This is a genomic window from Mycobacterium mantenii (genome assembly GCF_001667865.1).
GTDB lineage: Bacteria > Actinomycetota > Actinomycetes > Mycobacteriales > Mycobacteriaceae > Mycobacterium > Mycobacterium mantenii_A.
This window is the reverse complement of the sequence record NZ_LZJP01000126.1, coordinates 24,145-49,420: the sequence shown is the minus strand read 5'-3', so window position 1 is coordinate 49,420 and position 25,276 is coordinate 24,145. Positions and strand designations below refer to the sequence as shown.

At 65.6% G+C, this 25,276-nt stretch carries 28 protein-coding genes and 2 pseudogenes; 14 read left to right on the top strand and 16 right to left on the bottom strand.

All coding sequences use genetic code 11. From position 1 onward, the window contains the following. Positions 1 to 255 precede the first annotated feature (255 nt). Positions 256 to 1,461 carry a cytochrome P450 gene (locus A5688_RS23995; RefSeq protein ID WP_067832191.1) on the top strand — a complete coding sequence of 402 codons (1,206 nt, stop codon included), beginning with the start codon at positions 256 to 258 and terminating at the stop codon, positions 1,459 to 1,461. A gap of 10 nt (positions 1,462 to 1,471) precedes the next feature. Continuing rightward, complete coding sequence (locus A5688_RS23990; RefSeq protein ID WP_007777398.1) at positions 1,472 to 1,672, top strand: ferredoxin; 201 nt, start codon at positions 1,472 to 1,474, stop codon at positions 1,670 to 1,672. 3 nt (positions 1,673 to 1,675) lie between these two features. Here the strand turns inward: A5688_RS23990 and A5688_RS23985 are convergent, their stop codons facing one another. From A5688_RS23985 to A5688_RS23945, 9 genes are all read right to left on the bottom strand, one after another. Then, positions 1,676 to 1,969, bottom strand: coding sequence for a DUF1330 domain-containing protein (locus tag A5688_RS23985; protein ID WP_120312278.1), 294 nt, complete (start codon positions 1,967 to 1,969; stop codon positions 1,676 to 1,678). Positions 1,970 to 2,000: 31 nt separating this feature from the next. Continuing rightward, on the bottom strand, positions 2,001 to 2,189 hold the full coding sequence (locus A5688_RS23980; RefSeq protein WP_067002124.1) for a ferredoxin: 189 nt from the start codon (positions 2,187 to 2,189) through the stop codon (positions 2,001 to 2,003). After that, on the bottom strand, positions 2,186 to 3,457 hold the full coding sequence (locus A5688_RS23975) for a cytochrome P450 (RefSeq protein ID WP_067832187.1): 1,272 nt from the start codon (positions 3,455 to 3,457) through the stop codon (positions 2,186 to 2,188). The genes A5688_RS23980 and A5688_RS23975 overlap by 4 nt, the downstream gene beginning before the upstream one ends. Before the next feature lie 163 nt (positions 3,458 to 3,620). Next, a complete protein-coding gene (locus A5688_RS23970) occupies positions 3,621 to 4,136 on the bottom strand; it encodes a hypothetical protein (RefSeq protein ID WP_067832184.1) in 516 nt (171 codons plus the stop codon). Next, complete coding sequence (locus tag A5688_RS23965) at positions 4,133 to 4,747, bottom strand: TetR/AcrR family transcriptional regulator (RefSeq protein ID WP_067832178.1); 615 nt, start codon at positions 4,745 to 4,747, stop codon at positions 4,133 to 4,135. Before A5688_RS23965 ends, A5688_RS23970 begins: the two co-directional genes overlap by 4 nt. A gap of 113 nt (positions 4,748 to 4,860) precedes the next feature. After that, a complete protein-coding gene (locus A5688_RS23960) occupies positions 4,861 to 6,015 on the bottom strand; it encodes a thiolase family protein (RefSeq protein WP_067832177.1) in 1,155 nt (384 codons plus the stop codon). Between the two features lie 5 nt (positions 6,016 to 6,020). Next, entirely contained in the window at positions 6,021 to 6,845 is an 825-nt protein-coding gene (locus A5688_RS23955) for an enoyl-CoA hydratase/isomerase family protein (protein ID WP_067832176.1), read from the bottom strand. Then, positions 6,842 to 8,008: an acyl-CoA dehydrogenase family protein gene (locus A5688_RS23950; protein WP_067832174.1), complete on the bottom strand. Its 1,167-nt coding sequence runs from the start codon at positions 8,006 to 8,008 to the stop codon at positions 6,842 to 6,844. Before A5688_RS23950 ends, A5688_RS23955 begins: the two co-directional genes overlap by 4 nt. Positions 8,009 to 8,070: 62 nt before the next feature. Beyond that, a complete protein-coding gene (locus tag A5688_RS23945; protein WP_067832172.1) occupies positions 8,071 to 9,369 on the bottom strand; it encodes an amidohydrolase family protein in 1,299 nt (432 codons plus the stop codon). On the opposite strand from A5688_RS23945, the gene A5688_RS27590 reads away from it, so the two are divergent. The 9 genes from A5688_RS27590 to A5688_RS23905 all read left to right on the top strand — a co-directional run bounded on the left by A5688_RS27590 (position 9,368) and on the right by A5688_RS23905 (position 15,989). Continuing rightward, on the top strand, positions 9,368 to 9,574 hold the full coding sequence (locus A5688_RS27590; RefSeq protein ID WP_131812131.1) for a hypothetical protein: 207 nt from the start codon (positions 9,368 to 9,370) through the stop codon (positions 9,572 to 9,574). The genes A5688_RS23945 and A5688_RS27590 overlap by 2 nt on opposite strands. A 184-nt stretch (positions 9,575 to 9,758) precedes the next feature. Then, positions 9,759 to 10,277, top strand: coding sequence for a carboxymuconolactone decarboxylase family protein (locus A5688_RS23940; RefSeq protein WP_067909730.1), 519 nt, complete (start codon positions 9,759 to 9,761; stop codon positions 10,275 to 10,277). A 16-nt stretch (positions 10,278 to 10,293) separates the two neighbouring features. After that, positions 10,294 to 11,571 carry an aromatic ring-hydroxylating oxygenase subunit alpha gene (locus tag A5688_RS23935; RefSeq protein ID WP_067832168.1) on the top strand — a complete coding sequence of 426 codons (1,278 nt, stop codon included), beginning with the start codon at positions 10,294 to 10,296 and terminating at the stop codon, positions 11,569 to 11,571. Continuing rightward, positions 11,555 to 11,878: a hypothetical protein gene (locus A5688_RS23930; RefSeq protein WP_067832166.1), complete on the top strand. Its 324-nt coding sequence runs from the start codon at positions 11,555 to 11,557 to the stop codon at positions 11,876 to 11,878. Before A5688_RS23935 ends, A5688_RS23930 begins: the two co-directional genes overlap by 17 nt. A 3-nt stretch (positions 11,879 to 11,881) precedes the next feature. Continuing rightward, entirely contained in the window at positions 11,882 to 13,114 is a 1,233-nt protein-coding gene (locus tag A5688_RS23925) for a metal-dependent hydrolase family protein (protein ID WP_067832162.1), read from the top strand. Beyond that, positions 13,086 to 13,541 carry a nuclear transport factor 2 family protein gene (locus A5688_RS23920; protein WP_067832160.1) on the top strand — a complete coding sequence of 152 codons (456 nt, stop codon included), beginning with the start codon at positions 13,086 to 13,088 and terminating at the stop codon, positions 13,539 to 13,541. Before A5688_RS23925 ends, A5688_RS23920 begins: the two co-directional genes overlap by 29 nt. A gap of 17 nt (positions 13,542 to 13,558) precedes the next feature. Next, positions 13,559 to 14,656: an acyl-CoA dehydrogenase family protein gene (locus tag A5688_RS23915; protein ID WP_067832158.1), complete on the top strand. Its 1,098-nt coding sequence runs from the start codon at positions 13,559 to 13,561 to the stop codon at positions 14,654 to 14,656. A gap of 3 nt (positions 14,657 to 14,659) precedes the next feature. Further along, positions 14,660 to 15,490, top strand: coding sequence for an acyl-CoA dehydrogenase family protein (locus tag A5688_RS23910; protein ID WP_431602654.1), 831 nt, complete (start codon positions 14,660 to 14,662; stop codon positions 15,488 to 15,490). A 229-nt stretch (positions 15,491 to 15,719) separates the two neighbouring features. Continuing rightward, positions 15,720 to 15,989: a DUF4190 domain-containing protein gene (locus tag A5688_RS23905; protein ID WP_067909724.1), complete on the top strand. Its 270-nt coding sequence runs from the start codon at positions 15,720 to 15,722 to the stop codon at positions 15,987 to 15,989. A gap of 8 nt (positions 15,990 to 15,997) precedes the next feature. Here the strand turns inward: A5688_RS23905 and A5688_RS28610 are convergent. Together A5688_RS28610 and A5688_RS28605 are read right to left on the bottom strand one after the other, a co-directional pair. Further along, positions 15,998 to 16,411: pseudogene (locus tag A5688_RS28610) on the bottom strand (acyl-CoA dehydrogenase family protein); the annotation flags it as partial. A gap of 156 nt (positions 16,412 to 16,567) precedes the next feature. Continuing rightward, positions 16,568 to 17,149 (bottom strand): annotated as a pseudogene (locus A5688_RS28605) (acyl-CoA dehydrogenase family protein); the annotation flags it as partial. Positions 17,150 to 17,416: 267 nt separating this feature from the next. Between A5688_RS28605 and A5688_RS23895 the strand changes: the two are divergent. Beyond that, a complete protein-coding gene (locus A5688_RS23895) occupies positions 17,417 to 18,067 on the top strand; it encodes a TetR/AcrR family transcriptional regulator (RefSeq protein ID WP_067832151.1) in 651 nt (216 codons plus the stop codon). A gap of 230 nt (positions 18,068 to 18,297) precedes the next feature. Further along, positions 18,298 to 19,146 (top strand): mycofactocin-coupled SDR family oxidoreductase, encoded by an 849-nt coding sequence (locus A5688_RS23890; RefSeq protein WP_067832149.1) that lies wholly within the window; start codon positions 18,298 to 18,300, stop codon positions 19,144 to 19,146. 3 nt (positions 19,147 to 19,149) lie between these two features. Here A5688_RS23890 and A5688_RS23885 read toward each other — a convergent pair whose 3' ends face one another. Together A5688_RS23885 and A5688_RS23880 are read right to left on the bottom strand one after the other, a co-directional pair. Beyond that, complete coding sequence (locus A5688_RS23885) at positions 19,150 to 19,566, bottom strand: DUF5313 domain-containing protein (protein ID WP_067909721.1); 417 nt, start codon at positions 19,564 to 19,566, stop codon at positions 19,150 to 19,152. A gap of 20 nt (positions 19,567 to 19,586) precedes the next feature. Continuing rightward, a complete protein-coding gene (locus A5688_RS23880) occupies positions 19,587 to 20,075 on the bottom strand; it encodes a MarR family winged helix-turn-helix transcriptional regulator (RefSeq protein WP_067832145.1) in 489 nt (162 codons plus the stop codon). Positions 20,076 to 20,160: 85 nt separating this feature from the next. Between A5688_RS23880 and A5688_RS23875 the strand changes: the two genes are divergently transcribed. Further along, positions 20,161 to 20,991, top strand: a complete 831-nt coding sequence (locus A5688_RS23875; protein ID WP_067909718.1) for an SDR family NAD(P)-dependent oxidoreductase — start codon at positions 20,161 to 20,163, stop codon at positions 20,989 to 20,991. 51 nt (positions 20,992 to 21,042) lie between these two features. Here A5688_RS23875 and A5688_RS23870 read toward each other — a convergent pair whose 3' ends face one another. The 3 genes from A5688_RS23870 to A5688_RS23860 are packed head-to-tail and all read right to left on the bottom strand — an operon-like array spanning position 21,043 to position 25,274. Further along, positions 21,043 to 21,852: an SDR family NAD(P)-dependent oxidoreductase gene (locus tag A5688_RS23870; protein ID WP_067909820.1), complete on the bottom strand. Its 810-nt coding sequence runs from the start codon at positions 21,850 to 21,852 to the stop codon at positions 21,043 to 21,045. 6 nt (positions 21,853 to 21,858) lie between these two features. Continuing rightward, positions 21,859 to 24,288 (bottom strand): CaiB/BaiF CoA transferase family protein, encoded by a 2,430-nt coding sequence (locus A5688_RS23865; RefSeq protein WP_067909714.1) that lies wholly within the window; start codon positions 24,286 to 24,288, stop codon positions 21,859 to 21,861. Beyond that, on the bottom strand, positions 24,285 to 25,274 hold the full coding sequence (locus tag A5688_RS23860) for an enoyl-CoA hydratase/isomerase family protein (protein ID WP_067909712.1): 990 nt from the start codon (positions 25,272 to 25,274) through the stop codon (positions 24,285 to 24,287). The genes A5688_RS23865 and A5688_RS23860 overlap by 4 nt, the downstream gene beginning before the upstream one ends. Positions 25,275 to 25,276: the final 2 nt, after the last annotated feature.

Below are 25,276 nucleotides of genomic sequence, written 5' to 3'. Positions count from 1 at the left end.
ACAGCGCGCCTGCTTCGGCGGGAAGCGCAAAGCGCCGTCGAGCCGAATCACCTCCCCGCTGAACCCCAATGGGCCGACCGATTCCACCTCGGTAATGGCCGCTCGACACGGCTTCTTCGCTGGTGGCATCGGTGCGGACACAACAGGCAGCGTTTTGGTCCTTTTCGCGCCGTCATGAAACCGCTACCGTTAGCTTTACAGTCAATGACTCGGCTGTAACGGTTTCAGCCCGGCCTCGCCGCTGAGGAGGATGCAGTGACAAAACCGAAGGTCGTCTTCGATCCATACTCCGAGGACTACTTCAACAATCCGTTCGACACCTATCGGCGGATGCGCGAGGAAGCGCCACTGTATTACGACGAAAAAGAGGACTTCTACGCGCTGACCCGCCACGAAGACGTCGCGGCCGCGTTCAAGGACTTCGAGACGTATTCCTCGGCGCGCGGCTGCGACCTGGCGATGGTGCGCAAGGGCGTACCCGCCGAGAACAAATCGATCATCTTCATGGATCCGCCCGAGCACCGCCACATGCGCAGCCTGCTCAACAAGGCGTTCACCCCTCGCGCGATTCAATCGCAGCGCGAGACGATCATCGAGGTGATCGACAAGTACCTGGGCGCCGTCAACCCCGACAACTTCGACGTCGTGCAGGACTTCTCCGGGCCGTTCCCGGTTGAAGTCATCACCCGGATGGCCGGGGTGCCGGAGGAATACCGCCAGCAGGTCCGCCACTGGATCGACATCAGCCTGTCTCACGAGCCAGGACAGATCGAGGTCAGCGAAGCCGGCATGCAGGCCAACATCGACACTGCGATGTACTACTTCAGCCTGGTCCAGGAGCGGCGCCAGGAACCGCAGGACGACATGATCAGTCGCCTGATCGCGGCCGAAATCCCGGGCGAAGACGGCCAGCTGCGCAAGCTCGACGACATCGAGATCTGCGGGTTTGCAACCCTTCTGGGCGGCGCCGGCGCCGAGACCGTCACCAAGCTGATGGGCAACGCGGCGGTGATCTTCGCCCGCAACCCCGACCAGTGGCAGAAGCTGCAGGAGGACCGGGACAAGATCCCCGGGGCGGTCGAAGAGCTACTGCGGTACGAGGGCCCGGTGCAATACAACGTCCGCTACACCCTCAAAGAGGCACAGGTCAGCGGTGGCGTGATCCCGGCCGGCAAACCGGTGTTTCTCTGCGGCGCCGCGGCGAACCGCGACCCTGAAGCGTTCACCGACGCCGACACATTCGACATCGAGCGCGACCAGACCGAGGCGCAGCACCTGGGGCTCGGATATGGGATTCACAGCTGCCTCGGGGCCGCGCTGGCCCGTTTGGAGAGCAGGATCGCGCTGGAGCGGTTGCTCGACTTCATGCCGCGCTACGAGGTGGACTGGGCGGGATGCACGCGGGTGAACATGCAAAACGTCGCGGGCTGGAAGAACGTGCCCGTCAGAGTGCTTCGGTAAGGGGACCGCGATGACAAAGAAGATCGAAGTCGATTGGGGACTCTGCGAGAGCAACGGCGTCTGCATGGGCATCAACCCGGACATCTTCGAACTCGGCGACGACGACATGCTCACGGTCCACCAGGAAGAGGTCACCCCGGAGAACGAGGCGGACGTGCGCGAAGCCGTTCGTCAGTGCCCCCGTCAGGCGATCTCCATCGTCGGGGAGTAGGTATCAGAACCCGGCGAGAATGACGGCGTTGCAGTCGGCCGCCGCCTGCCGCAATTTCGCTGCCTTCTGATAGCCCTCGGACTCGTACCACGCCCGGGCCGCGTCCACCGACTCGAATTCCAGCACGACGGTCTGGTCGCCGTGCCAGTCGCCTTCAATGACTTTGGGCGCGGTATCCACCGCAAGAATGGTGGCGCCGCTCATCGCCGATCCCGCGGCTTGGGCGTAGGCCTTCATGCCCTCAGGATCTTTGATCGCCTCAGTCAGGATGACATATCCTTTTGGCCCCTTAACCACTCTGAATCTCCCTAATCGCCCGTGTATTTGGTTACTTCTCGCTGATCGCCTGCTCGGGACAGCATTGGATTGCCTCGTGGGCAGCGGACTCCAATTCCGTTGGGACATCGGAATCTATCGCCTCGGCGTAGCCGTCGTCGGTCAGGCTGAACACGTCGGGGCACAGCGTCAGACACATGCCGTGACCGCGACACCGCTGGTCATCTACCCAAACTTTCATGACGGCGTGAACTCCAGGTGCAATTCGGTCAGGCCGCGCAGGATGTACGTCGGAACGTATTGATAGCGACGGTCATTCGCCGGACCATGAATCTCCTCGTTGATTCTGATGTCCGACGTGCGGTCGAGCAACCGTTCGATCGCCACCCGGGTTTCGGCCCGCGCCAGCGGCGCGCCCGGGCAGCTGTGAATGCCGCGGCCGAACGCGATGTGCTGGCGTGCGTTCTTACGGGCCGGATCGAAGGTGGCGGGATCGTCGAACCGACGCGGGTCGCGGTTGGCGGCCGCCTGCACGATCATCACCGTGGTGCCGGCGGGCAGGTCGACGCCGCCGACATTGACGGGCCTGCGATTCATCCGGAAGTCGCCCTTGACCGGGCTCTCGTGGCGCAGCGACTCTTCGATGAAATTCGGAATGAGGCTGCGGTCCTTGCGCAGCTGCGCCTGAATGTCGGGGCGCTCTCCGAGCGTCTGCAAGGAGGCACCGAGCAGCCGCACGGTGGTCTCCTGGCCGGCGGAGAAGACGTTGCTGGCGACGCGGGCCACGTCTTCGACCTCCGGGATGGAACCGTCGGGGTAGGTGGCGGTGGCCAGGCCGGTCAGCACGTCGTCGCGAGGCGCACTGCGGCGGTCGGAAACGTAGTCGGAGAACAGGCCGTAGAGGAATTCCAGCGGGCTGTGGGCCAACGACCCCTTGGTGCCACCGATGCCGCCGCCTGCGTGCTCAGCGATGCCCTTGACGAACTTGTCGCGATCTTCCATGGGCACGCCCAGCAGGTCGGCGATGACCAGCAGTGTGAACGGGCTCGCGAAGCCCTTGATGAATTCGCCGCGCCCGGGCGCCAGGAAATCGTCGAGCGCCTGGTCGGCCAGCGCCCACATGGCGTCCTCGTTCTCTTTGAGGCGCTTGGGGGTGATCAGCCGCATCATCAGCGAGCGGTGATTGGTGTGGGTCGGCGGGTCGAGCGTGGGCAGCTGGTCGCTGAACGGCAGCTCGTCGCGGTGCTGCTCGATCAGCTCGGTGATGTCGTCGCCTTCGATCGGAACGGGAAAGCCGGGGAATGGGCCCGTCACCGAGATGCACGAGGACCATGTCTCGGCGTCGTTGAGCACCGCGCACGCCTCTTCCCAACCGGTGATCATGGTGACGTCGTGATGGCTCTCACGGGTGACGGGGCACCGCTGACGCAGCGCCTCGTAATAGGGGTACGGGTCTTCGATGAGCTCGGTGCCGCGGAAGAAGTCCAACTCGGAGAATTCGTTCGCCATCTCCTGCTCCTTGAATCTCGGCTAGTGAGAATGTGCCTCTCGCGGATGAGTATTACATTTTCACACGGGTTGGTGGTCGTCAACGACGGGGCCCGGCACGGATGTCGATCACGCGACGAATCGCCCGGCCGCCGTCGCGGTTACCCGCGGTTGGCGACGCCGGTCAGCTGGCGGGGATCAGGTCGGCAGCGACCGATGGCCAGGCCAGCAACCCGCTGCGGAACGTCTCGACGTGACCGATCGGGGCATGCGGAAGCGCCGCGGCCGCCAGGGCCTGGGCCTTGAACGTCTGCGCGGCCATGCTGAGCTGGTGGTGCACCAGGCCGACGCTGTCATCGAGTTCGGACGGCCAGTTCTCGCCCCACAGCGTGACCTCCGTGACGCCGTGATCGAGGGCCTGCAACACGCCTTGCCGCACCCGGGAGTCGCAGCCGAAGAGATCCGCCGCGGCCGCCAGGGCCTGCGGGCGGGGGCGCGATTGCACCGAATCCAGCGCGTCTTCCAGGTCGAGTACCTGGGCGCCGATGATCTGCAGCGGCCGGTCATCCGGGTGGTCGGCTAGGTCCGCCAGGAGCACGGTGACGTCCCAGCCCGCCATCGACCGGTCGAAGATCCAGCCGCCGGCGAATCCCACCACGTCCACGACGGTGGCGGCGACGACGTCGAGCCGGTACCTCATATCGTCTCCGGCTTCTTCGGGGGCGCGAAGTCCCGCGCCAGTGTCTCGGCGTACTGCTTGAACGCCTCGGCTAGCGGTATCGAAGGATCGAGCAACCATGTGGTTTCCATTCCGTGGACGAAGGCGAGGATTTCCACTGCCTTGACGGCGGGGTCTATGTCGTCGCGGTAGCGGCCATCGGCCTGACCGCGACGGATGAGATCGGCGACGATGTCGGTCGCGGCCCGGTGGCGGGCGAGCATGCGGTCGTGCAACGGAGCCTCGGGCAGGATGTTCTCCACCAGCAGCACCGTGAACGTGCCCACCAGTTCGGGGGCCCGGTGAAAACGGTCCGCGACCGCGGCGATCTGGTCGAACAGGTCGCCGGTCCGGTCGGCGTGGGTGTCGTCGTCGAGGTCGCGGGCGTCCAGCACGGCGTGCAGCAGCTGCTCCTTCGATTCGAAGTGATGCAGCAGCCCCGCCGGGGTAACCCCGGCCTCGCCTGCGATCTGGGCCAAGGTGGTGCTGCGCCACCCGTTCCGGGTGAGCAGGCGTTGCGCGACGTCGAGGATCCGCTGTTTGCGGTCCTCCCCCTTGGCGAGAAGCGTGTCGTATCGCCGTGCGACGGGCAAAGAACCCCCTCAGTGGTACCGACATCCAACCTAGTGAACACACAGTAGGTTAGTTTGGCCGCTGTGACAAGGGTCACCCCCTCTGCGCTTTTCGACGCGTCAGGCCGCCGCCGTCAGCCCACCAGTTCCACCAGGGTGGCGTTGGCGGTGCCGCCGCCCTCGCACATGGTCTGCAACCCGTAACGAATCCCGTTGTCGCGCATGTGGTGTGCCATGCGGGTCATCAGCACCGCCCCGGAGGCGCCCAGCGGGTGGCCCAGCGCGATGGCGCCGCCCAGCGGATTCATCGCCGCCGGATCTGCCCCCGTTTCCGCCAGCCACGCCAGCGGCACCGGCGCGAAGGCCTCATTGACCTCGAAGACACCCACGTCGGACAGCGCGATGCCGGCCTTGCTCAGCACCTTCTCGGTCGCCGGGATGGGGCCCGTGAGCATCAGCACCGGATCCGCCCCGGTGACCGCGCCGGCCAGGTATCGCACGATCGGGGTCAAGCCCAGCTCGACAGCCATCTCGGCGGTGGTCACCAGCAGCGCGGCCGCGCCGTCGGAGATCTGTGAAGAGTTCCCCGCATGGATCACGCCGTCTTCGGCGAAGGCCGGCTTGAGCGTGGCGAGCTTCTCCACGCTGCTGCCGCGCCGCACGCCCTCGTCGGCGGTGATGACGTTGTTGTCGGCCCCGTCGACGAACACCGGCACGATCTGGTCGGTGAAGGCGCCGCCGTCTTGCGCCGCGGCGGCCCGCTCGTGGGATTCGACCGAGAATTCGTCGAGCCGGGTGCGGGAGAATCCCCACTTCTTGGCGATCATCTCCGCCGACAGGCCCTGGTTGAAGGAGAAATCGTCATAGCGGGCAAGGACTTTCGGGCCATACGGCATGCCGGTGGCCCGGGCCGAACCGAGCGGAACACGACTCATGACCTCGACCCCGCCGGCCACGACGACATCCTGCTGGCCGGACATCACCGCCTGCACCGCGAAGTCCAGCGCCTGCTGGCTGGACCCGCAGGCGCGGTTGACGGTGGTCCCGGGGATGGTCTCGGGCCATCCGGCGGCCAGGACCGCGTAGCGGCCGATGTTGCTGGACTGGTCGCCCACCTGGGACACACATCCCCAGACCACGTCGTCGATGATCTCGGGCCCGATGCCGGTGCGTTCGACGAGCTCGGTGAGGACGACCGCGGAGAGGTCGGCGGGGTGCACGCCGGCCAGGCCGCCGTTGCGCTTCCCCACCGGCGTACGCACGGCCTCGACGATGACTGTTTCGCGCATATCTCTTACTCCGTTTGCTTCTCGCCCGTATCCGGTTCTTTTGACAGGGCCCACCGACCAGTAAACGACGGCTCTCCTCGCTGCGCGAAAGCGGCATAGGCAGCGGCCGCGTCTGCGGTTGCGAAGTTGACTCCCTGGGCGCGGGCCTCGTTGGCCAGGGCGTCGCGCAGGGTGCGGTCGGCGCCCTCGTTCAGCAACGCCTTGGTGTGGGCCAGTGCGATCGGCGGACCGGCGGCCAACCGGCTGGCGAGATCGTCGACGAAGGCGTCGATTTCAGCTGCTGACACCACCCAGGTCACCAAGTTGAGGGCGCTGGCTTCCTCGGCATCTATCGTGTCCGCCAGCAGCGCGAGCCGCTTGGCCTGTTGCAAACCAACGATTTTGGGCAACAGCCACGAGCCGCCAAGATCGATCGACAGGCCACGCTTCGAAAAGATCTGGCAAAACGTCGATTCCGGCGTGGCCACCACCAAGTCACAGCCAAGCGCGAGGTTCCAGCCCGCGCCGACGGCCACCCCGGTCACCTTGGCGATGGTGGGAACCGACAGCTCGTGCAAGGCCAGCGCCACATCGGTGAGGCGCTGCAACTTGTACTTCGGATGAATGTCCTCGGGAGCCGAGATGTCCGCGCCGGAACAGAAGCTGCCCCCGGCACCGGTGATCACCAGTGCGCGCACGCCGGGATCGTGGCCGGCAGCGTCAAGCGCTTCTCTCAGGGCAACCCACAGGTCGGGGTTGATGGCGTTCTTGCGGCGCGGCCGGTTGAGCGTGAGGGTGCGTACTCCGTCGCGGTCGTCCGACAGCAGCACGGGGCCGTCGTGCGCGGTCAATAGCTCCTCGGCAATTTCAGGACGTTGGCTCCCAGGAAGTTCAGAATCATCTCCTGGCTGACCGGCGCGATCTTCATCAGCCGGGCCTCACGGAAGTAGCGCGTGATGTGGTATTCCTCGGCATACCCCATGCCGCCATGGGTCTGCAGCGCCCGGTCCGCGGCGGTGAAGCCGGCATCGGCGCAGAGATACTTCGCGGTATTGGCTTCGCGCCCACAGGGTTTGCCGTTGTCGTACAGCCACGTGGCCTTGCGCAGCATGAGTTCGGCGGCGTCGAGCCGGGCCAGCGAATCGGCGAGCGGGAACTGCAGTCCCTGGTTCATGCCGATGGGCCGGCCGAAGACCTCACGCTCGTTGCCGTACTTCACCGCCTTTTCCAGCGCCACCCGCCCGATACCCAGCGCTTCGGCCGCGATCAGCATCCGCTCCGGGTTGAGCCCGTCGAGGATGTACTGAAAGCCCTTGCCCTCCTCACCGATCCGGTCCTCGACCGGCACCTCGAGGTTGTCGATGAACAATTCGTTGGAGCTGACGGCGTTGCGGCCCATCTTGCGGATCGGGCGGATGTCGACGCGGCTGCGGTCGAGATCGGTGAGGAACAGCGTCATCCCGTCGGTCTTCTTGGTGACCTCGTCGTAGCTCTGTGTCCGGGTGAGCAACAGGATCTTGTCGGATTCCATCGCCTTGGAGATCCAGACCTTGCGACCGTTGACGATGTACCGATCGCCGTCGCGCTTGGCGAACGTGGTGATGCGCGAAGTGTCAAGGCCGGCACCGGGTTCGGTGACGCCGAAGCAGACGTGCACCTCGCCGGTCGCGACGGCGGGCAACGTGCGGGCCTTGAGATCGTCGGACCCGTGCACCACGACCGGCTGCATGCCGAAGATGGACAGGTGGATCGAGCTGGCGGCGTTCATGGCGCCGCCGGACTTGGCCACCTCCTCGAGCAGGATCGTCGCTTCGGTGATGCCCAGGCCATGGCCGCCGTATTGGGTGGGGATGGTCATCCCCAACCAGCCGCCGTCGGCGATGGCGCGGTAGAACTCGGTCGGAAATTCGTGCGCCTGGTCTTTTTCCATCCAGTACTGGTCGTCGAATTTCCGCGCCAGCTCCGCGACCGACCGACGGATCAGTTCCTGGTCATCGGTCAGCTCAAAGTTCATTCCAGCGCCGGGCACTGCTCAGTCTCCTTCGATTCGAAATGCACCGGCGTTGCGGTGACGTGTCAGTCCTTGTTGCCGGTAAGGGCTTTCGCGTTGGCCGCGAAATCCGCGAAGGACGAGCCGCCACGGGTGTCCTTGTCGTGGCCCGCTGCCTTGATGGAAACGTCGTGACCCTCGGCGGCCTTCCGCAGCGCACCGACGGTCGCCTGTTCGCGCGAAATGTGGGTGAACGGGTCGAACGAGTACCACCGCATCGCGTTCTCGTAGGTCATCTTGTTGATCTCGTCGTCGGGGACGTTGTTGAGGGACAACACATCCCAGAGCTCTTCGGGCGCACCTGGCCACATCGAGTCGCTGTGCGGATAGTCGGCCTCCCACGCGATGTTGTCGATGCCGATCATGTTGCGCAGTGCGACGCCCACCTTGTCACTGATGAAACAGGTCAGGAAGTGCTCGCGGAAAACCTCGCTCGGTAACTTGCCGCCGAAGTTTTGGTGCGTCCACGTCGAATGCATCTCGAATGTTCGGTCGGCGCGCTCCAGGAAGTACGGGATCCACCCGGTGCCGCCCTCCGAGAGCGCGATCTTGAGGTCCGGGTACTCCTTGATCGGCCGCGACCAGAGCAGGTCCGCGGCGGCCTGCACGATGTTCATCGGCTGCAGCGTGATCATCACATCCATCGGCGCGTCGGGCGCCGTGATGGCCAGCCGACCCGAGGACCCGATGTGCACATTCATCACGGTGTTGGTGTCGCACAGGGCTTTCCACAGCGGGTTCCAGTACTCGTCGTGGAAGCTGGGGTAGCCCATCGCGGCGGGGTTCTCGGTGAAGGTCAGCGCGTGCACACCCTTCTTCGACACGCGGCGCACCTCGGCGGCGCACGCCTCGGCGTCCCAGATCACCGGAATCGCCATCGGGATGAACCGCGCGGGGTATGCGCCGCACCACTCGTCGATGTGCCAATCGTTGTAAGCCTGCACCAGCGCGATCGAGAAGTCGTGGTCGTCGGTGGCGAACAGCCGCCCGGCGAAGCCGGGGAAGGACGGGAAGCAGATCGAGGCCAGGATCCCGCCGGCGTTCATGTCCTTGACGCGCTCGTCGACGTTGTAGCAACCGGGCCGGATCTCGTCGAGCCCCGTCGGCTCGATGCCGTACTCCTCCTTGGGCCGGCCGGCGACCGCGTTCAGTGCAACGTTGGGGATGACCGTGTCGCGGAACTTCCACATGTCCGAGCCGTCATCGTTGTGCACCAACCGCGGTGCGTCGTCCTGATACTTCTTCGACAGGTGGTTCTTGAACATGTCCGGCGGCTCGACGGTGTGGTCGTCGACGCTGATCAGCATCATGTCTTCTTTGTTCATGGCCGTCCCTTCCATCGGATCCACCCGGATCGATTACAGCCTCGGCGAATCGCTGTCCCGTGCCAAGATCACTAAAATGAAAACTATCTTCTCGCCAGGCGAGAATCAACATCCAGCGCTTGCTGGCGCGGTCCGCAGCCGCCTGACCAGCGGCCGAATAAGACTGCGGGATTTCTTGCCGCCACGCGCCAATGCGGTGAGGTAGCAGGCGGCGTGACATACCGGCGCGCGGCCCCGCCCGAGTTTCCCGCCGTCAGCGCCCGGCTGAGCCGGTCACTGTCCACCCTCGCGCCCGGCCGGCACGCCGACATTGACCGGACGCGCGTTTCGTGCCAGTCTGTTAGTTGCAAATGAGAATCTGATTCTCTTTCCCCGAGAGGACACCGCTAATGCGTTTGCGGCCGCTGCCCGCCGATCAGTGGGACGAGGCTACCCGGCAGGCGCTCTCGGCCATGCGCGGAGCGGACACCAACAACGCGCTTTCGACCTTGGCCCACCACCCTGCTCTGGCCAAGGCCTTCCTTCGATTCAACGTCCACCTGTTGACGTCGTCCACGCTGCCGGCCCGCATCCGCGAACTGGCCATCCTGCGGGTGGCCCATCGTCGCCAGGGCGCATACGAGTGGTCTCACCACGTCAGCATGGCCAAGGACGAAGGGATCACCGACGACCAGATCGACGCGGTCAAGAGGGGTGAAGCCGCCGACCCGTTCGATCGCGCGGTGATCACCGCGGTCGACGAACTCGAAGAGAACTCACAGATGTCCGACCAGACCTGGGCGGCGCTCGGCGAGCGCCTCAACGACCAGCAGCGCATGGATTTCATCTTCACGGTCGGTTGCTACGCGCTGTTGGCCATGGCTTTCAACACTTTTGGCGTCGAGCTCGAAAACGCCGCTCAGCACTGACAGGAAGGTAAGAACGTTGCCCCACTTCCCCAAGCCAGCCGCCGGCAGCTGGACAGAAAACTACCCCGAATTGGGCACCGCGCCGGTCGACTACACCGACTCGATCGACCCCGCATTCTTCGAGGCCGAACGCGACGCGGTCTTCAGGAAGACGTGGCTGAACGTCGGTCGCGTCGAACGCCTCCCCCGCACCGGCAGCTACTTCACCAGAGAGCTGCCCTCGGCCGGCAAGGGCACGTCGGTGATCATCACCAAGACCAAGGACGGGACCGTCAAGGCGTATCACAACGTCTGCCGACACCGCGGAAACAAGCTGGTGTGGAACGATTTTCCGAACGAGGAGACCTCCGGCACCTGCCGGCAGTTCACCTGCAAGTACCACGCCTGGCGCTACAGCCTGGACGGTGACCTGACCTTCGTTCAGCAGGAAGAGGAGTTCTTCAACCTCGACAAGAGCAACTACGGGCTGGCGCCCGTGCGCTGCGAGGTGTGGGAGGGCTTCATCTTCATCAACTTCGACGACAACGCGGCGCCGTTGGTCGACTATCTCGGGCCGCTGGCCAAGAGCATCGAGGGCTATCCCTTCGGCGAGATGACCGAGACCTACTCCTACCGGGCCGAGGTCGGCAGCAACTGGAAGCTGTTCATCGACGCGTTCGTCGAGTTCTACCACGCGCCGATCCTGCACCAGGGCCAGTACACGAAGGAAGAAGCCGCCAAGATCCAGAAGTTCGGCTACGAGGCGCTGCACTACGAGGTGGCCGGCCCGCACAGCCTGCAGTCGACCTGGGGAGGTCAGGCACCGCCCCCGGACATGTCCATGGTCAAGCCGTTGGACCAGGTGTTGCGCAGCGGGTTGTTCGGCCCGTGGGACAAGCCGGAAATCATCGAAAAGCTGGAACTGCCACCGGGTGTCAACGTGAAGCGGGTACCGCAGTGGGGCATCGACTCGTGGCTCTTCTACCCCAACTTCATGCTGCTGATCTGGGAGCCGGGCTGGTTTTTGACCTACCACTACTGGCCTACCGCGGTGGACAAGCACATTTTCGAGTCCACGCTGTATTTCGTGCCGCCGCGCAACGCCCGCGAGCGCCTGGCCCAGGAGTTGGCCGCGGTGACGTTCAAGGAGTACGCGCTGCAGGACGCCAACACCCTGGAAGCCACCCAGACCATGATCGGCACCCGTGCGGTCAAAGAGTTCCTGCTGTGTGACCAGGAAGTCTTGATCCGTCATCTGCACAAGACGACCGGTGACTACGTGAAGGAGTACCAAAACAATGGCGCTACCGTCTGAATTCGCGGCCCTGGAGCCGTATTTGGATTGGGATCTGGCCACCGAGCCCGAGCGTTACGCCAAGCGACTGGCATCCTCGATGGCCGAGATGCAGGCGTTCTACGACGTTGCGTTCCCCAAGTTGAACGATGTCATCGAGTACTGCGACAAGTTCCCGCTGGACGACCTTCCCGACGACGCCAAGAGCCTGATGCACATCATGCAGTCGCTGGTCATGGTGTCGTTCCCGATCGAGGCCTGGAAGCAGCCACGCGTCCCCGACAGCGGCGCGGCGTGGGTCGAAGTGATCCGGGAACCGGTGATCTGACAAGTGTTGACGCTCAAGGCCGCTGGGCTGCTTGACGTCGATACCGGCGACATCGTGTCGCCCGGCATCGTGCGGGTCGACGGCGACCGGATCGTCGGCGTCGGTGGGAAGCGCGAAGGCGACATGATCGACCTCGGCGACCAGATCCTGCTGCCGGGTCTGATGGACATGGAGGTCAACCTCCTGATGGGCGGCCGCGGCGAGAAACCCGGACTGTCCATGGTCCAGGACGACCCACCGACGCGCGTATTGCGTGCGGTCGGCAATGCGCGGCGCACGCTGCGCGCCGGGTTCACCACGGTGCGCAACCTCGGCCTGTTCGTCAAGACCGGCGGATACCTGCTCGACGTCGCGCTGGGCAAGGCCATCGACGCCGGCTGGATCGACGGACCGCGGGTGGTGCCGGCCGGGCACGCGATCACCCCGACCGGTGGGCATCTGGACCCGACGATGTTCGCCGCGTTCGCACCGCATGCGCTGGAGTTGACGGTCGAGGAGGGCATCGCCAACGGGATCGACGAGATCCGCAAGGCCGTGCGCTACCAGATCAAGCACGGCGCCGAGCTGATCAAGGTCTGCTGCTCGGGCGGAGTCATGTCGCTGACCGGTCCGCCTGGTGCCCAACACTATTCGGACGAAGAGTTACGCGCGATCGTTGACGAGGCCCACCGTCGCGGGCTGCGCGTCGCCGCGCACACCCACGGCGCCGAGGCGGTCAGGCACGCCGTCGAGGCGGGCATCGACTGCATCGAGCATGGGTTCCTGATCGACGACGAGGCCATCGCCATGATGGTCGAGCACGAAACCTTTCTGGTCAGCACCCGGCGCCTGGCCGACGGCGACGCGATGGACGTCTCGCACGCCCCGCCGGCGCTGCAGGCCAAGGCCGCCGAGATGTTCCCGAAGGCGCGCACCTCGATACTGGCCGCCTACGAGGCGGGCGTGAAGATCGCGATCGGCACCGACGCCCCGGCGATACCGCACGGCAAGAACGCCGATGAGCTCGTCACACTCGTCGACTGGGGCTTGCCACCGTTGGCGGTACTGCGGGCCGCCACGGTGACCGCGGCCGAGTTGATCAACGCCACCGATCGAGGACGACTGGCCCACGGCCAGCTCGCGGATATCATCGCGGTGCCGGGAAACCCGTTGGAGGACATCACGGTTACCCAACACGTCAGCTTCGTCATGAAAGGCGGCAAGGTCTATGTCGACAAATCAGCCAACCCGAACTGACGACCTGGTCGAGATCCAGCAGGTGCTCGGCCGCTATGCGGTCACCATCACCCAGGAAGACATCGAGGGCCTCGTCGCCGTCTTCACCCCCGACGGCACCTACAGCGCTTTCGGCGAGACGTACAGCCTGAGCCGCTTCCCGGAATTGGTTGCCGCGGCCCCAAAGGGCTTGTTTCTCACCGGAACCGCGGTGATCGACCTGGACGGCGATGCCGCAAGCGGCACCCAACCGCTGTGCTTCATCGACCACGCCACGCATGACATGCGGATCGGCTACTACCGCGACACCTACGTGCGAACCGCCGACGGGTGGCGACTCAAGACCCGCGCCATGACCTTCATCCGCCGCAGCGGCGTGCACGACTCCGGACGCCCGCACGCCATCGGGCGACCCGCCGGCGACTCCGCGGCCCAGGCAGCGACCTAAGGAGCCGACCCATCGAAGTGAATGTCGAGCAGTTCCGGGCCGACCTGCGCGCATGGCTCGACGACAACGATCTGACCCCCGAGGCCGACCACTCGCTGCAGGGGCACATGCGGCAATTCGCCCGGGTCAGCCGCGCGCTCTACGACGCCGACTGGATGCGGTTCGGCTGGCCGGTCGAGGTGGGTGGACTGGGCGGCCCAGCGCTGCTGCGCGCGATCGTCGGCGAAGAGGTGGTGGGCCGTCGCCTCGCCGAACCCGGCCCCTACTCGATGCTCGAAGTGCTCGCGCCCACGATGATCGATTACGCGCCGGCCGAGCTCGCCAAGGAAATGGTGCCGCGCCTGCTCAGTGGCGAAGAGCAATGGTGCCAAGGCTTTTCCGAGCCGGGCTCGGGCAGCGATCTGGCGTCGCTGACCACTCGCGCGACGCAGCAAGGCGATAACTGGATCGTCAACGGGCAAAAAGTCTGGACCAGCTTCGCGCAATTCTCCACCCGCTGCGTGCTGCTCACCCGCACCGCGCCCGGGCACGACGGCATCACCGCGTTCTTCGTCGACCTCGATACCCCGGGCATCACCATCCGCCCGCTGCGGACGATGCACGGTGTCGACGAATTCTGCGAGGTCTACTACGACGACGTGGTGATCCCGGCCAGCCGGATGCTGGGCAAGCCCGGGGACGGCTGGCGACTGGCCATGGACCTGCTGCCCTATGAGCGTTCCGCCTGCTTCTGGCAGCGAATCGCCTACCTCTACTCGCGTTTCGACGATCTGATCACCACGGCATCGAAAAGCGGTGAGCCCGACGAATCCGCGCTCGGCGGAGCCTATCTGGCGCTCCACACGTTGCGCTGCCGGTCACGCGCCACTGCGCACCGGATGCGCGACGGGGCCCGGCTCGGACCTGACACCTCCATCGACAAGGTGCTGCTCGCCTCCGCGGAGCAGCGGCTCTACGACACCGTCCGCGACGTGTTGCCGGGAACGCTCGAGCTCGAAGACACACCCTGGCGCTCGGAATACCTGTACTCGCGCGCGGCGACGATCTACGGCGGCACCGCCGAGATTCAGCGCAATATCATCGCCCGCCGACTGCTCGACCTCGGGAAGGAGTGAAACGTGGCCCCCATGGCAGACACCGAGTCCGACCCCGAATCGCTGCGCCTGCTGGCAGAGTCGCTGCGCACGACGATGAGCGCCGCCTCGGGGGCCAAGCTTGACGCGGCGCTGACCGACCTCGGCTGGCGCGACATGCTCGACGAAATGCCCGATATCGCAATCCCTTTGGTTTTCAAGCTGCTCGGCGAGACCGGCGCGCACGCACCCGTGCTCAATGACGTGGTGCTGTGCGCGGCGGGCGATGCGTCCGGCGGCACGATGCCGCTGCCGTTCGCCGGGGGCTCCTGGGTGCTGTGGGAGCGCCGCGACCACTCCGGCGCGGCGATCGACGAGTTGCTGCCGATACACCGTGCGCCGCAAGGGGATCCGTTGCCGTCAGCAGCGCTGCATGCCGGGTGGCGGGCCCTGGGGTGGTGGCTGGTCGGCACCAGCCGCGCCATGCTGTCGCTGGCTCGCCAGCACGCCGTGGACCGCGTTCAATTCGGCCGGCACATCAGCTCATTCCAGGCGATCAGGCACCGGCTGGCCGAGACACTCGTCGCGATCGAGGGCGCCGAGGCCACACTGCAGGCCGCCACGGAATGTGATGACCCGCAGGGACTGGCCTGCATGCTGGCCAAGGCCGCGGCCGGCCAGGCGGCGCTGACCACCGCACGGCACTGCCAGCAGGTGCTCGGCGGCATCGGCTTCACCGCCGAGCACCCGCTGCACCACCACATCAAGCGGGCCCTGATTCTCGACGGACTGCTGGGCAGCTCTCGAGAACTGACCCGTCAAGCCGGAAAAGCGGTCGTGGCGGCCGGATCCGCGCCCCGGCTCGCGCAGCTGTGACCGGTTCGCCCTTCGGAGGCCGCGCGGGCACCACCCGTCGACCATGAATCGCGTTGCGAATGCGATAGCGCATGCGCTATCGCTTCCGAAAGCCGCTTGATGGTCGGTTGCTGCCGGGCGCAGAGCCGCGCGGGTACGACCCGACTTCTTGTTCCTTGGGTGAAGCACGGAGCAGACTGGGCGCGGAACACAGCCGGCACCGGCCGTCGGCCCGAGGAGGTGGGGAGTCATGAGTCACCCCGACACACCGCGAAATGAGGTCGGTGTCGCTTCGGTGCTCCTGGGTCTGGTCGGACTCGTCACCTGCTGGCTGCTGCTCGGAGTGCCCTTTGGCATCGCGGCGTTGGTGACGGGCGACATCGCCCGGCGAAGGGTCGCCCGCGGGAAGGCGAACAATTTCCGAACTGCGGTGACCGGCATGGTTTTAGGGACGATCGCGATAGTGGCGGGTCTGGTCGCCATCGGCTACTACGCCCAGTTGGATGCCCGGAAACAGTGACGCGCGGATTAATTGCGCGGTAACCCGAGCACGCGTTCGGCGATGATGTTGCGCTGAATTTCCGACGTGCCGCCGGCGATGGTGGCGGCGAAGGTGCGGGTGTACCGGTCGAACCAGCTGCCGTAGTGGCTGTCCAGGTTGAGCGGGGCGAACGGGGCGGTGACGGCGCGCAATGCCAGTCCGTCGCCGTCCTTGGCGGCCAGCGCGTCCTCACTGGCGCGTTGCATCGCCTCAGAGCCGAGCAACTTGAGCACCGACTGCGCGGGCACGTCCTCTTCGCCGCGCGCGGCTTTGGCCAGCGTCGCCGACCCCAGCAGCCGCATCGCGTAGAAGTCCATCACCAGGGTCGCGTAGTGATCCCGCTGCACGGGACCCGAGGGGTTGGACTCGACGGTCAACGCGTGCAGCATGTCGGCGTAATCCAGCCACAGCATCGCGCGTTCGTGGCCGAGCGAACCGGTTGCGACGCGCCAGCCCGCGTTGAGCTCCCCCACCAAGTTTTCGGCCGGCACGCGCGCGTCGGTGAAGAAGACCTCGTTGAAGTCGACGTCTTCGATGTCGCCCACCGAGGCGAATGGGCGACGGACCACGCCGGGGGTGTCGGTGGGAATCAGTAAAGCGCTGATGCCCTTGTGTTTTGGCGCGTCCGGGTCGGTGCGCACGAATGTCAGCAACACGTCGGCGTGATGGGCGCCCGATGTCCATACCTTCTGCCCGTTGACGACGAAGTCGTCACCGTCACGCACCGCGCGCGTCTTCAGCGACGCGAGATCCGAGCCCGCGCCGGGTTCACTCATCCCCAGCGACGCGGTGATCTGCGCGCGCAGGATCGGCACCGCCCATCGCTGCTTCTGTTCGGGCGTGCCGAACGACAGCAATGACGCCGCGATGATGCCCACACCCTGTGGATTGAAGCTCTGATAGATCCGCCGTCGCGACAGCTCTTCGGAGTACACGTATTGCTGCAGCAGCGTCGCGTTGCGCCCGCCGAACTCCGGGGGGTTGCCGGGCTGAAGCCACCCGCTGTCGAACAGCAAGCGTTGCCATCGGCGGGCCCACTCCGGGATGTCCGAACTCGACTGCGGCCGTGCGAACGCCTCCGCCTCGGAAGGCAGGTGCGCGTCGAGGAACGCGACGAATTCGGCCCGGAACGCCTCCACGTCGGCGTCAAACGTCAGCTGCACAGCACTTCCCGGAATGGTCCCGAACACACCCGCGCCGGCGGTAGATCAAGGTTTCCGCCGACGGCGTGGTTCACTCTTGCGATTACGCTTCCATACACACGTCTAAGAGAATAGTATTCTCGTGGTAAGAAAGTTACAATCTCCGACACGTGATCCGTGAGGGGGTCGAGCGCAGCGATGTCACGGCGTTCTCCGGTAGAGTCCAACCATGTTCTCCCCTCGCGGCAATCGCCTGAGCCGGCCGTGACCAATCCGAGCGAAGAACCGGCCTGGAAACAGCGAGCGGTCGAGCGGTCCATCAAGACGGCGAAATTACGCGCGGCGCAGCGGGTTCAGCGTTTCCTCGACGCAGCCCAGGCCATCATCATCGAAAAGGGCAGCACGGACTTTACCGTGCAGGAGGTCGTAGATCGCTCCCGCCAGTCGTTGCGCAGCTTCTACCTGCAATTCGACGGCAAGCACGAGTTGCTGCTGGCGCTCTTCGAGGATGCGTTGAGCCGATCGGCCGACCAGATCCGCGCGGCCACCGAGAGCCACACCGATCCGCTGCAGCGCCTGCAGGTCGCCGTTGAGCTTCTCTACGAGGCGTCCCGCCCGGACCCGACGGCCAAGCGCCCGCTCTTCACCGATTTTGCTCCGCGGCTGCTGGTGACGCACCCGGCCGAGGTCAAGGTCGCCCACGCACCGCTGCTCGCGTTGCTGACGGAACTGATGGAGGCGGCGCACGACGCCGGCAAGCTGCGCAACACCATCAATCCCAAGCGGGTGGCCGCCATGACCATGCAGACCGTCATGTTCATTGCGCAATCCAGCGGCGGGCCAGACGACGCGACGATGCACCCCATCACCGCCGAAGAGGTGTGGGATTTCTGCTCATGCGGATTCGTCGCTTAACACCCGAGCGCACAACCCTTCCCCGCAAGTCACGGTGAGCAAATAGCGCACGTCGTTTGCCGGTGAGAATGAGATTCTCTAATATCTAGAATCACAGATAGCCGAAACGGATTCGTCATTGACACCCGTGACGGCCGAATGACAGAGTTCAAAGGCGGCAAGACCCGTGGTCCGGGAACGCGTTGTCCCCGGTGAGGCGTGCCGATCAATAGTCAGGAGTTGAGGGAGCCATGACCGGACGTGTTGAGGGCAAAGTCGCTTTCGTCACCGGAGCGGCACGCGGTCAGGGCCGCAGCCACGCGGTGCGATTGGCCCAGGAGGGGGCCGACATCATCGCGGTCGACATCTGCAAGCCCATCCGCGAGGGCGTCGTGGACACCGCGATCCCGGCGTCGACACCCGAGGACCTCGCCGAGACCGCCGACCTGGTCAAGGGACACAATCGCAGAATCTTTACGGCCGAAGTCGATGTGCGCGACTACAACGCGCTCAAGGCGGCGGTGGACAGTGGCGTCGAACAGCTCGGCCGGCTCGACATCATCGTGGCCAACGCCGGAATCGGCAACGGCGGCGAGACTTTGGACAAGACCAGCGAAGAAGACTGGACAGAGATGATCGACATCAACCTGGCCGGCGTGTGGAAAACGGTGAAAGCCGGTGTGCCGCACCTTCTGGCGGGCGGCCGCGGGGGATCCATCATCCTGACCAGCTCGGTGGGCGGGCTCAAGGCCTACCCCCACACCGGCCACTACGTCGCGGCCAAACACGGTGTCGTCGGATTGATGCGCGCCTTCGGAGTTGAGCTGGGGCAGCACATGATTCGCGTCAACTCCGTGCACCCGACCCACGTCAAGACTCCCATGCTGCACAACGACGGCACCTTCAAGATGTTCCGTCCGGATCTGGAAAACCCGGGCCCCGACGACATGGCGCCGATCTGTCAGCTGTTCCACACGCTGCCGATCCCCTGGGTCGAGCCGATCGACATCAGCAACGCGGTGCTGTTCTTCGCCTCGGACGAAGCGCGCTACATCACCGGCGTGACTCTGCCCGTCGATGCGGGCAGTTGCCTGAAGTAGTCCCTAGAAGGGGCTGCTGTTCGACTGCCACTCCGCCGACTCGGGTCGCGGCCCGTAACGGCGGATGTAGTCCTCGTGCATCCGCGCCTGCTTCTGGCGCTTGATCACGTCGACCAGGTTGGGATCCAGTCCATGGACCGCCAGCCGGTGCCGGCGCCAGACCTTGTTGAGGGCAAGGGTTATCAGCAGCGCCCAGATGTAGAGCGGCGCGGTCATTTCCGTGTGCACGTAAAGCGAGGCGGGCAGTAGCCAAAACGGGGCGAGGACCAGCAGGGGCGGAATGGCCCACCTGATCATGTGCCGGCGAACGGCTCCCTCGCCGGCCAGATCGCGCGCGACCCAGCTGCGCATCGAGTCGGGCAGTCGCCGGCCGTAGCAATAGCCGATGTATTGCCAAAGATTGGGTTTCGCTGCGGTCATGGTGGCTCCTCGGGGTGGGGTCAGGATTGAAGGGCGCCGGCCGCCACGGCGGCGGCGTTGATGCGGGTGAGGACCCGATGCAGGTTCTCGAGTTCGGCCAGCTCGACACCCAGCCGCGCCACGACTGCCGATGGAATCTCAAGCGCTCGCTCCCGCAATGCGATTCCGCACTGCGTGAGCGTCACGTCGGTGGTGCGCTCGTCGACGGCATTCTTGGCGCGAGTGATGAGCCCCTGTCCCTCCAGGCGCTTGAGCATTGGCGAAAGCGTGGCGGAATCCATCTGCAAGGCGGTGGCGATCTGCTTGACCGACAGCGGGAACTGGTCGGCCGCGGGGGTTTTGCGGTGGTCCCACAGCGCCAGCATCACCAGGTATTGCGGATGGGTCAGGCCCAGCGGCTCCAAAAGGGGCCGATACACCGCCAACACCGCCCGGTTCGTCGTCGCCAGCGCGAAGCACACCTGGTGTTCGAGTGCCAGCGGATCGATGTCGCGTGTGGGGGCGGCCATATATGTATGGTGCCCTAATAGTTAGGGTCCTATCTACATGATGTCTCTCACACCGGTACCGGCGCGGGTAATACGCTCGGAACCTATGGACGATTTCCAGGGACGCGGCGCAGTCATTACCGGCGGTGCAAGCGGCATCGGTTTGGCCACCGCCACCGAATTCGCCCGCCGGGGAGCCCGCGTGGTGCTCTCCGACGTCGATCAGCCCGCGCTGGAGCAGGCGGTGAATCGGCTGCGCGGTGAGGGTTTCGACGCGCACGGCGTGATCTGCGATGTTCGGCAGCTCGACGATATGGTCCACCTGGCCGACGAGTCCTTCCGGCTGCTGGGTCAGGTCGACGTCGTGTTCAGCAACGCCGGCATCGTCGTCGCGGGACCGATGGCCCAGATGAACCACGACGACTGGCGCTGGGTGATCGACATCGACCTGTGGGGATCGATCCATGCCGTCGAGGCTTTCGTGCCGAGGCTGATCGACCAGGGCAAGGGCGGACACATCGCGTTCACCGCGTCCTTCGCCGGCCTGGTGCCCAACAACGGCCTCGGGACCTACGGTGTTGCCAAATACGGCGTCGTCGGGCTCGCCGAGACATTGGCTCGCGAGCTCAAGCCCAACGGCATCGGGGTTTCGGTGCTGTGCCCGATGGTGGTGGAGACCAAGCTGGTCTCCAACTCCGAACGGATCCGCGGCGCCGACTACGGACTGTCAGCGACGCCGGAAGGGGCCTTCGGGCCGCTGCCGACGCAGGACGAGGCGGTCAGCGCAGACGACGTCGCCCGCCTGACGGCCGGTGCGATTCTGGCCAACCGCCTGTACGTGCTGCCGCACGGGGCCGCCCGGGATTCGATCCGGCGCAGGTTCGAACGCATCGACCGAACCTTCGATGAACAGGCCGCCGCGGGCTGGACCCACTAGCTTGATGGTGGCGGCCCGCTGCGTCCGGCTTCGCCGCACTTGCGACCGCCACTAACTCGGCGGGCCCAACCGATAGTCGCCGGTTTGGGGGTCGTGGTACCAGCCGCTGGATGCCTGGGTGCCGCCGTCGATGTGCAGCGTCTGCCCGGTCAGATAGGCCGACATGTCTGAGGCCAGAAACACTGCCGCACTGGCGATCTCGTCGACATGACCGGGGCGTCCCAGCGGCACGATATTGCCCATGGCGCTCGTCGCCGCCTCGCCACCAAGGCGCGCCAGCCCTTCGGTGAGCGTGATGTCGGGCGCTATCGCGTTGACCCGGATCCCGTGCGGCGCCAGTTCCAGCGCCGCGGTCTTGGTGTAGTTGATGACACCGGCCTTGGCGGCGGCGTACGCCGCGTACCCCGGTGCGGCTCGGACGCCCTCGATCGAGGTGAGCGACATGATGCTGCCGGGCAGACTCGCGGACACCATCTGCCGGGCGATCCGCTGGCTGCACAGCAGCACGTGGCGCAGGTTGGCACGATAGAGCGCATCCCAGCCGTTCTCGCTGGTTTCCAGCAACGGCGAGGAGAACACGCCGCCGGCGTTGTTCACCAGGATCGTCGGGGTACCCAGCTCGGCGGCGGTGCGCTCCACGGCGGCGTCCACCTGTTCGCTGTCTCGGACATCGGTGACGATGCCCAGGGCGCCGATGGATTCCGCTGCCTGCGTGCAGGTTTGCGGGTCGCGTTCCCAGATCGCCACCCGGGCACCGAATGCCGCCATTCCGGCCGCGATACCGCGGCCGATGCCCGCTCCCCCACCGGTCACCACCGCGACACGGCCGGTCAGCAGGATGTTCGAAGGATCGATTGCCACCGTCAATCAGCTCCTGGCCCGCATGGCCGGTGCGTTGCCGATCACGCCGTCGGCTTCCAGGCCGGCGATCTCCGCCTCGGACAAACCCAGCCCGGACAGCAGCTCGCGGTTGTGCTGCCCCAGCAGCGGAGCGTGCTCGGTGTGGAACTTGTGGGGTCCGGCTGAGAATCTCATCGGCACGGTGCTGAGCCTAGCCGGGCCGTTGACCGGGTGGTCGACCTCTTCGAAGAAATCCCGGAACGCCAACTGATCCAGTTCTGTTTGCCGGTGCGGTTGCATGACTTTGGCCACCGGGACGCCGGCATCCCAGAGCGTTGCGACGATTTCGTCGCGGCTGCGGTGCTCGCACCACGCGGCGAGTTGCTTGTCGATGGAATCCTGGTGGGCGCGCCGGCCGGTGTCGGTCGAGAGCTCGGGATCGGTTGCCCAGGCGGGTGATCCGAGCGCGCGGCACAAGCTCTCCCACTGATCGTCGGTGGCCACCGCGATGGCGACCCAGCTGTCGAGCCGGCCGAATTCGTCGATATCGGCGCTCAGGTAAAGGTTCTGCGGCGCGGCGGTCGGCCCCCGGTTGCCGGCGCGCTCCAGCAGGGCCGCGTAAGCCGAAAACTCGATGACCTGCTCGGCGGAGATGCTGAGTGCGGCATCGACCATCGCCGCCTCGACGAACACCCCTTCGCCGGTGCGGCGGCGGTGCTCCAGCGCCAGCAGTATCGCGTTGAATGCGTGCACACCCGCGTTGGGATCGCCGACCGAATACGGGTCGTACGGTGTGCGGTCCGGGTAGCCGGTTAGCCAGCTCACGCCGGACGCGGATTCGATGACGTAGGCGAATGCCGGATTGTCACGCCAGGGGCCGTCGAGGCCGAAGCCGGGCATCCGGACCATCACCACGTCCGGCCGAATCGTTTGCACGGCGGCGAAATCCAAACCTATCTGGTCCAGCACTCGCGGCGTGAAGTTCTCGACGACGACGTCGCACGTCGCGATGAGATCCCGCAGTAGCTCGCGGCCGCGAGGGCTCTGCAGGTCGAGGGTCAGGCCCTTCTTATTGGTGTTGAGGGCCTCGAAGATGGGCGACTTTTCCCACCACTGGTCCTCGGTGATCGGCACGCCGGCGATCATCCGGGTGCCATCCGGGCGACGGGTGGATTCGACGTGGATGACCTCGGCGCCGAGCAGGGCCAGAGCGTGGGTGCAACAGGGGCCCGCCCAGAATGTCGTCATGTCCAACACCCGAACGCCGCTGAGCGGCAGCGCTTTCGCCACACCGGTCGGCACCGGGCGCGCTGCGAGATACGCCGCGCGGTACTGTTCGGTGTGCTCCCCCAGCCGCGGCGCGGGCCGCGGCCCGCGCAACTGCGCCGGCCGCATCCGATACGGGTGGCTCGGCTGCTGAAAACCGTCACGCGGATTACGCACGAATGATTCGCGCTGCACAAACTGATCCAACGACGTGACATTGGCGCCGGTGGCGACGGGGGCGTTGGGAATACGGAATGCCGAGGCCAGTTCCCGGATTTCGTCGACCGGTGTGCTTGCCAGCCAGTCGAAGATCTCCTCGGCGTGGATGTTGGCCTGCTCGGTGATCGACAGCGGCGAATTCTCGTCGATCCATTCCGGGTGACCCACCATCGCGCACAGGTCGAACCACTGCTGCGCGGTCCCACATCCGAGATCCACCAGGCCGTCCTTCCCCTGAGCCACCCCCGGAATCGTCGGGCGCCGCGTGTCGCGCCACGGTCGCCCCAGCAGCTCGAAATAGGAGACGGGGTAATACGTCAGGCACAGGATCTGCGTCTCGAGCATCGAGAGGTCCAGCAGTTCGCCCGCCCCGCCGTCGATCCGGCGCCAGCGGGACGCCAACGTGGCCGCGCTCGCGTAGACGCCGGCCAGGTATTCGCCGACCTGGCCGCCGACGAAGACCGGCGGGCGCTCCTGTTCGCCGCGGCCGAGGCCGACGATTCCGCCCGACCACGCCTGCAGGGTGAACTCGGTCGCCGCGCGGTCTCGCCAGGGACCTTCCAGCCCGAACGGGGTAATCGAGGTGACCGTGAGATTCCGATGGCGCGCATGGATGGCGCGCGGCGTAAAGTCCGGATGCTCGGCCAGTTTGGAACCCGCAGACCACACCACCGCGTCCGCGGACGCCAGCAATCGGTTCACCAGCTCGCCGTCGTCGTCGCTGGCGGGATCGGCGACGACGCTGTGTTTTGCCCCGGCCAGGAAGCTGAACAAGGCGCCATCGGCGCCGGGCGGGATGGCCGCGCCCGACGCCGACCACCTACGCAACGGATCACCTTCTGGCGACTCGACTTTCACGACATCGGCGCCGCCGTCGGCGAGCAGCTTGGTGCAGTAGGCGCCCGCTATCCCGGTGGACAGGTCGATCACCGTGTAGCCGGTCAGGGGCGGTTCGACGCGCTGTGGCGTCACGATTTCTTTTTCTTCGTCGTGGTGTCTTTACCGGCGCGGGCCTTCTTGCGCGCCTTCTTACTCAGCCGCCATTCGGCGGGGAACTTGTCATCGTTGTCCTTGACGGCATCGCCCAGGCCGCGCTTCATCGCGTCGTCGAGCATCAGTTCGTCGCCGCCGTCCGGGCGCACGTGGGCGCCCAGCGACTCGAAGACGCCGCTGAGCATGCTGCCCAGATATTCGCCCTGGAACTGCTTCATGATCTCGAAGAAAACCTTCTGCATGAACACGGTGTCGGTGGGACGGTTGCTGGCGCATGCCAACGCGTATCTCTCCACCTCCGCCTCGAGTTCATCCCGCGGCACCACGCTGTTCAGGAAGTTGCAGTCATACATCTCGGCGGCGGTGAAAGCCCTTCCGGTGAAGACCATTTCCTGGAATTTCCGAATGCCCATGGTTTGCGCCCACCACCACATGCGGGGGCCCCAGCCGTAATACCGAAACGACGGATGCCCGAACAGCGCGTCGTCGCTGGAGATGACCAAATCGGCGTCCGCCGCCTGATAGAAATGCCAGCCGTAGCAATAGCCCTTGGCCTCGAGGATGCTGATCTTCTTGAAGTCCTGCAGGCCGCGGATGCCCGAGTTCGGGTTGGCATACCACTGGCCGAGGCTCGCGCCATTGCGGAACGAACCCTGCGGCGGGTACCTGACGTCGTCGGGGTCGATGCGGTATTCGGCCAGCCGTGGGCCTTGGTCGGCCGCGTCGCGTAGCCGCATCACCTCGGCCAGGTCGGCGCCCGAGCCGAGGTCGTCGCCCGCCCCGCGAACCACCAGGACCTTGACGTCGTCGTCAATGTTGGCCTGGTGCAACAGGTCCGCGTAGCGCAGGCGCGCGGCGATCGTCGGCGCGTTGAGGTAGTCCGGCCGGTCGAACGTGATGGTGGCGATCCGGGTCGCGGCGTCCTTGTGGTACCGGATGATCTCTTCTACCGAGGGGTCGGGCATGG

What these genes read in the sequence shown, in the direction of transcription:
- A5688_RS23975 (WP_067832187.1), bottom strand. Translation starts at nt 3,457, where the DNA reads ATGGCGAACGAATTCTCCGAGTTGGACTTCTTCCGCGGCACCGAGCTC.
- A5688_RS27590 (WP_131812131.1), top strand. Translation starts at nt 9,368, where the DNA reads ATGGCCGTCCCTTCCATCGGATCCACCCGGATCGATTACAGCCTCGGC.
- A5688_RS23920 (WP_067832160.1), top strand. Translation starts at nt 13,086, where the DNA reads ATGTCGACAAATCAGCCAACCCGAACTGACGACCTGGTCGAGATCCAG.
- A5688_RS23880 (WP_067832145.1), bottom strand. Translation starts at nt 20,075, where the DNA reads ATGGCCGCCCCCACACGCGACATCGATCCGCTGGCACTCGAACACCAG.
- A5688_RS23980 (WP_067002124.1), bottom strand. Translation starts at nt 2,189, where the DNA reads ATGAAAGTTTGGGTAGATGACCAGCGGTGTCGCGGTCACGGCATGTGT.
- A5688_RS23960 (WP_067832177.1), bottom strand. Translation starts at nt 6,015, where the DNA reads ATGCGCGAAACAGTCATCGTCGAGGCCGTGCGTACGCCGGTGGGGAAG.
- A5688_RS23860 (WP_067909712.1), bottom strand. Translation starts at nt 25,274, where the DNA reads ATGCCCGACCCCTCGGTAGAAGAGATCATCCGGTACCACAAGGACGCC.
- A5688_RS23950 (WP_067832174.1), bottom strand. Translation starts at nt 8,008, where the DNA reads ATGAACTTTGAGCTGACCGATGACCAGGAACTGATCCGTCGGTCGGTC.
- A5688_RS23940 (WP_067909730.1), top strand. Translation starts at nt 9,759, where the DNA reads ATGCGTTTGCGGCCGCTGCCCGCCGATCAGTGGGACGAGGCTACCCGG.
- A5688_RS23890 (WP_067832149.1), top strand. Translation starts at nt 18,298, where the DNA reads ATGACCGGACGTGTTGAGGGCAAAGTCGCTTTCGTCACCGGAGCGGCA.
- A5688_RS23990 (WP_007777398.1), top strand. Translation starts at nt 1,472, where the DNA reads ATGACAAAGAAGATCGAAGTCGATTGGGGACTCTGCGAGAGCAACGGC.
- A5688_RS23945 (WP_067832172.1), bottom strand. Translation starts at nt 9,369, where the DNA reads ATGAACAAAGAAGACATGATGCTGATCAGCGTCGACGACCACACCGTC.
- A5688_RS23905 (WP_067909724.1), top strand. Translation starts at nt 15,720, where the DNA reads ATGAGTCACCCCGACACACCGCGAAATGAGGTCGGTGTCGCTTCGGTG.
- A5688_RS23970 (WP_067832184.1), bottom strand. Translation starts at nt 4,136, where the DNA reads ATGAGGTACCGGCTCGACGTCGTCGCCGCCACCGTCGTGGACGTGGTG.
- A5688_RS23885 (WP_067909721.1), bottom strand. Translation starts at nt 19,566, where the DNA reads ATGACCGCAGCGAAACCCAATCTTTGGCAATACATCGGCTATTGCTAC.
- A5688_RS23930 (WP_067832166.1), top strand. Translation starts at nt 11,555, where the DNA reads ATGGCGCTACCGTCTGAATTCGCGGCCCTGGAGCCGTATTTGGATTGG.
- A5688_RS23875 (WP_067909718.1), top strand. Translation starts at nt 20,161, where the DNA reads ATGGACGATTTCCAGGGACGCGGCGCAGTCATTACCGGCGGTGCAAGC.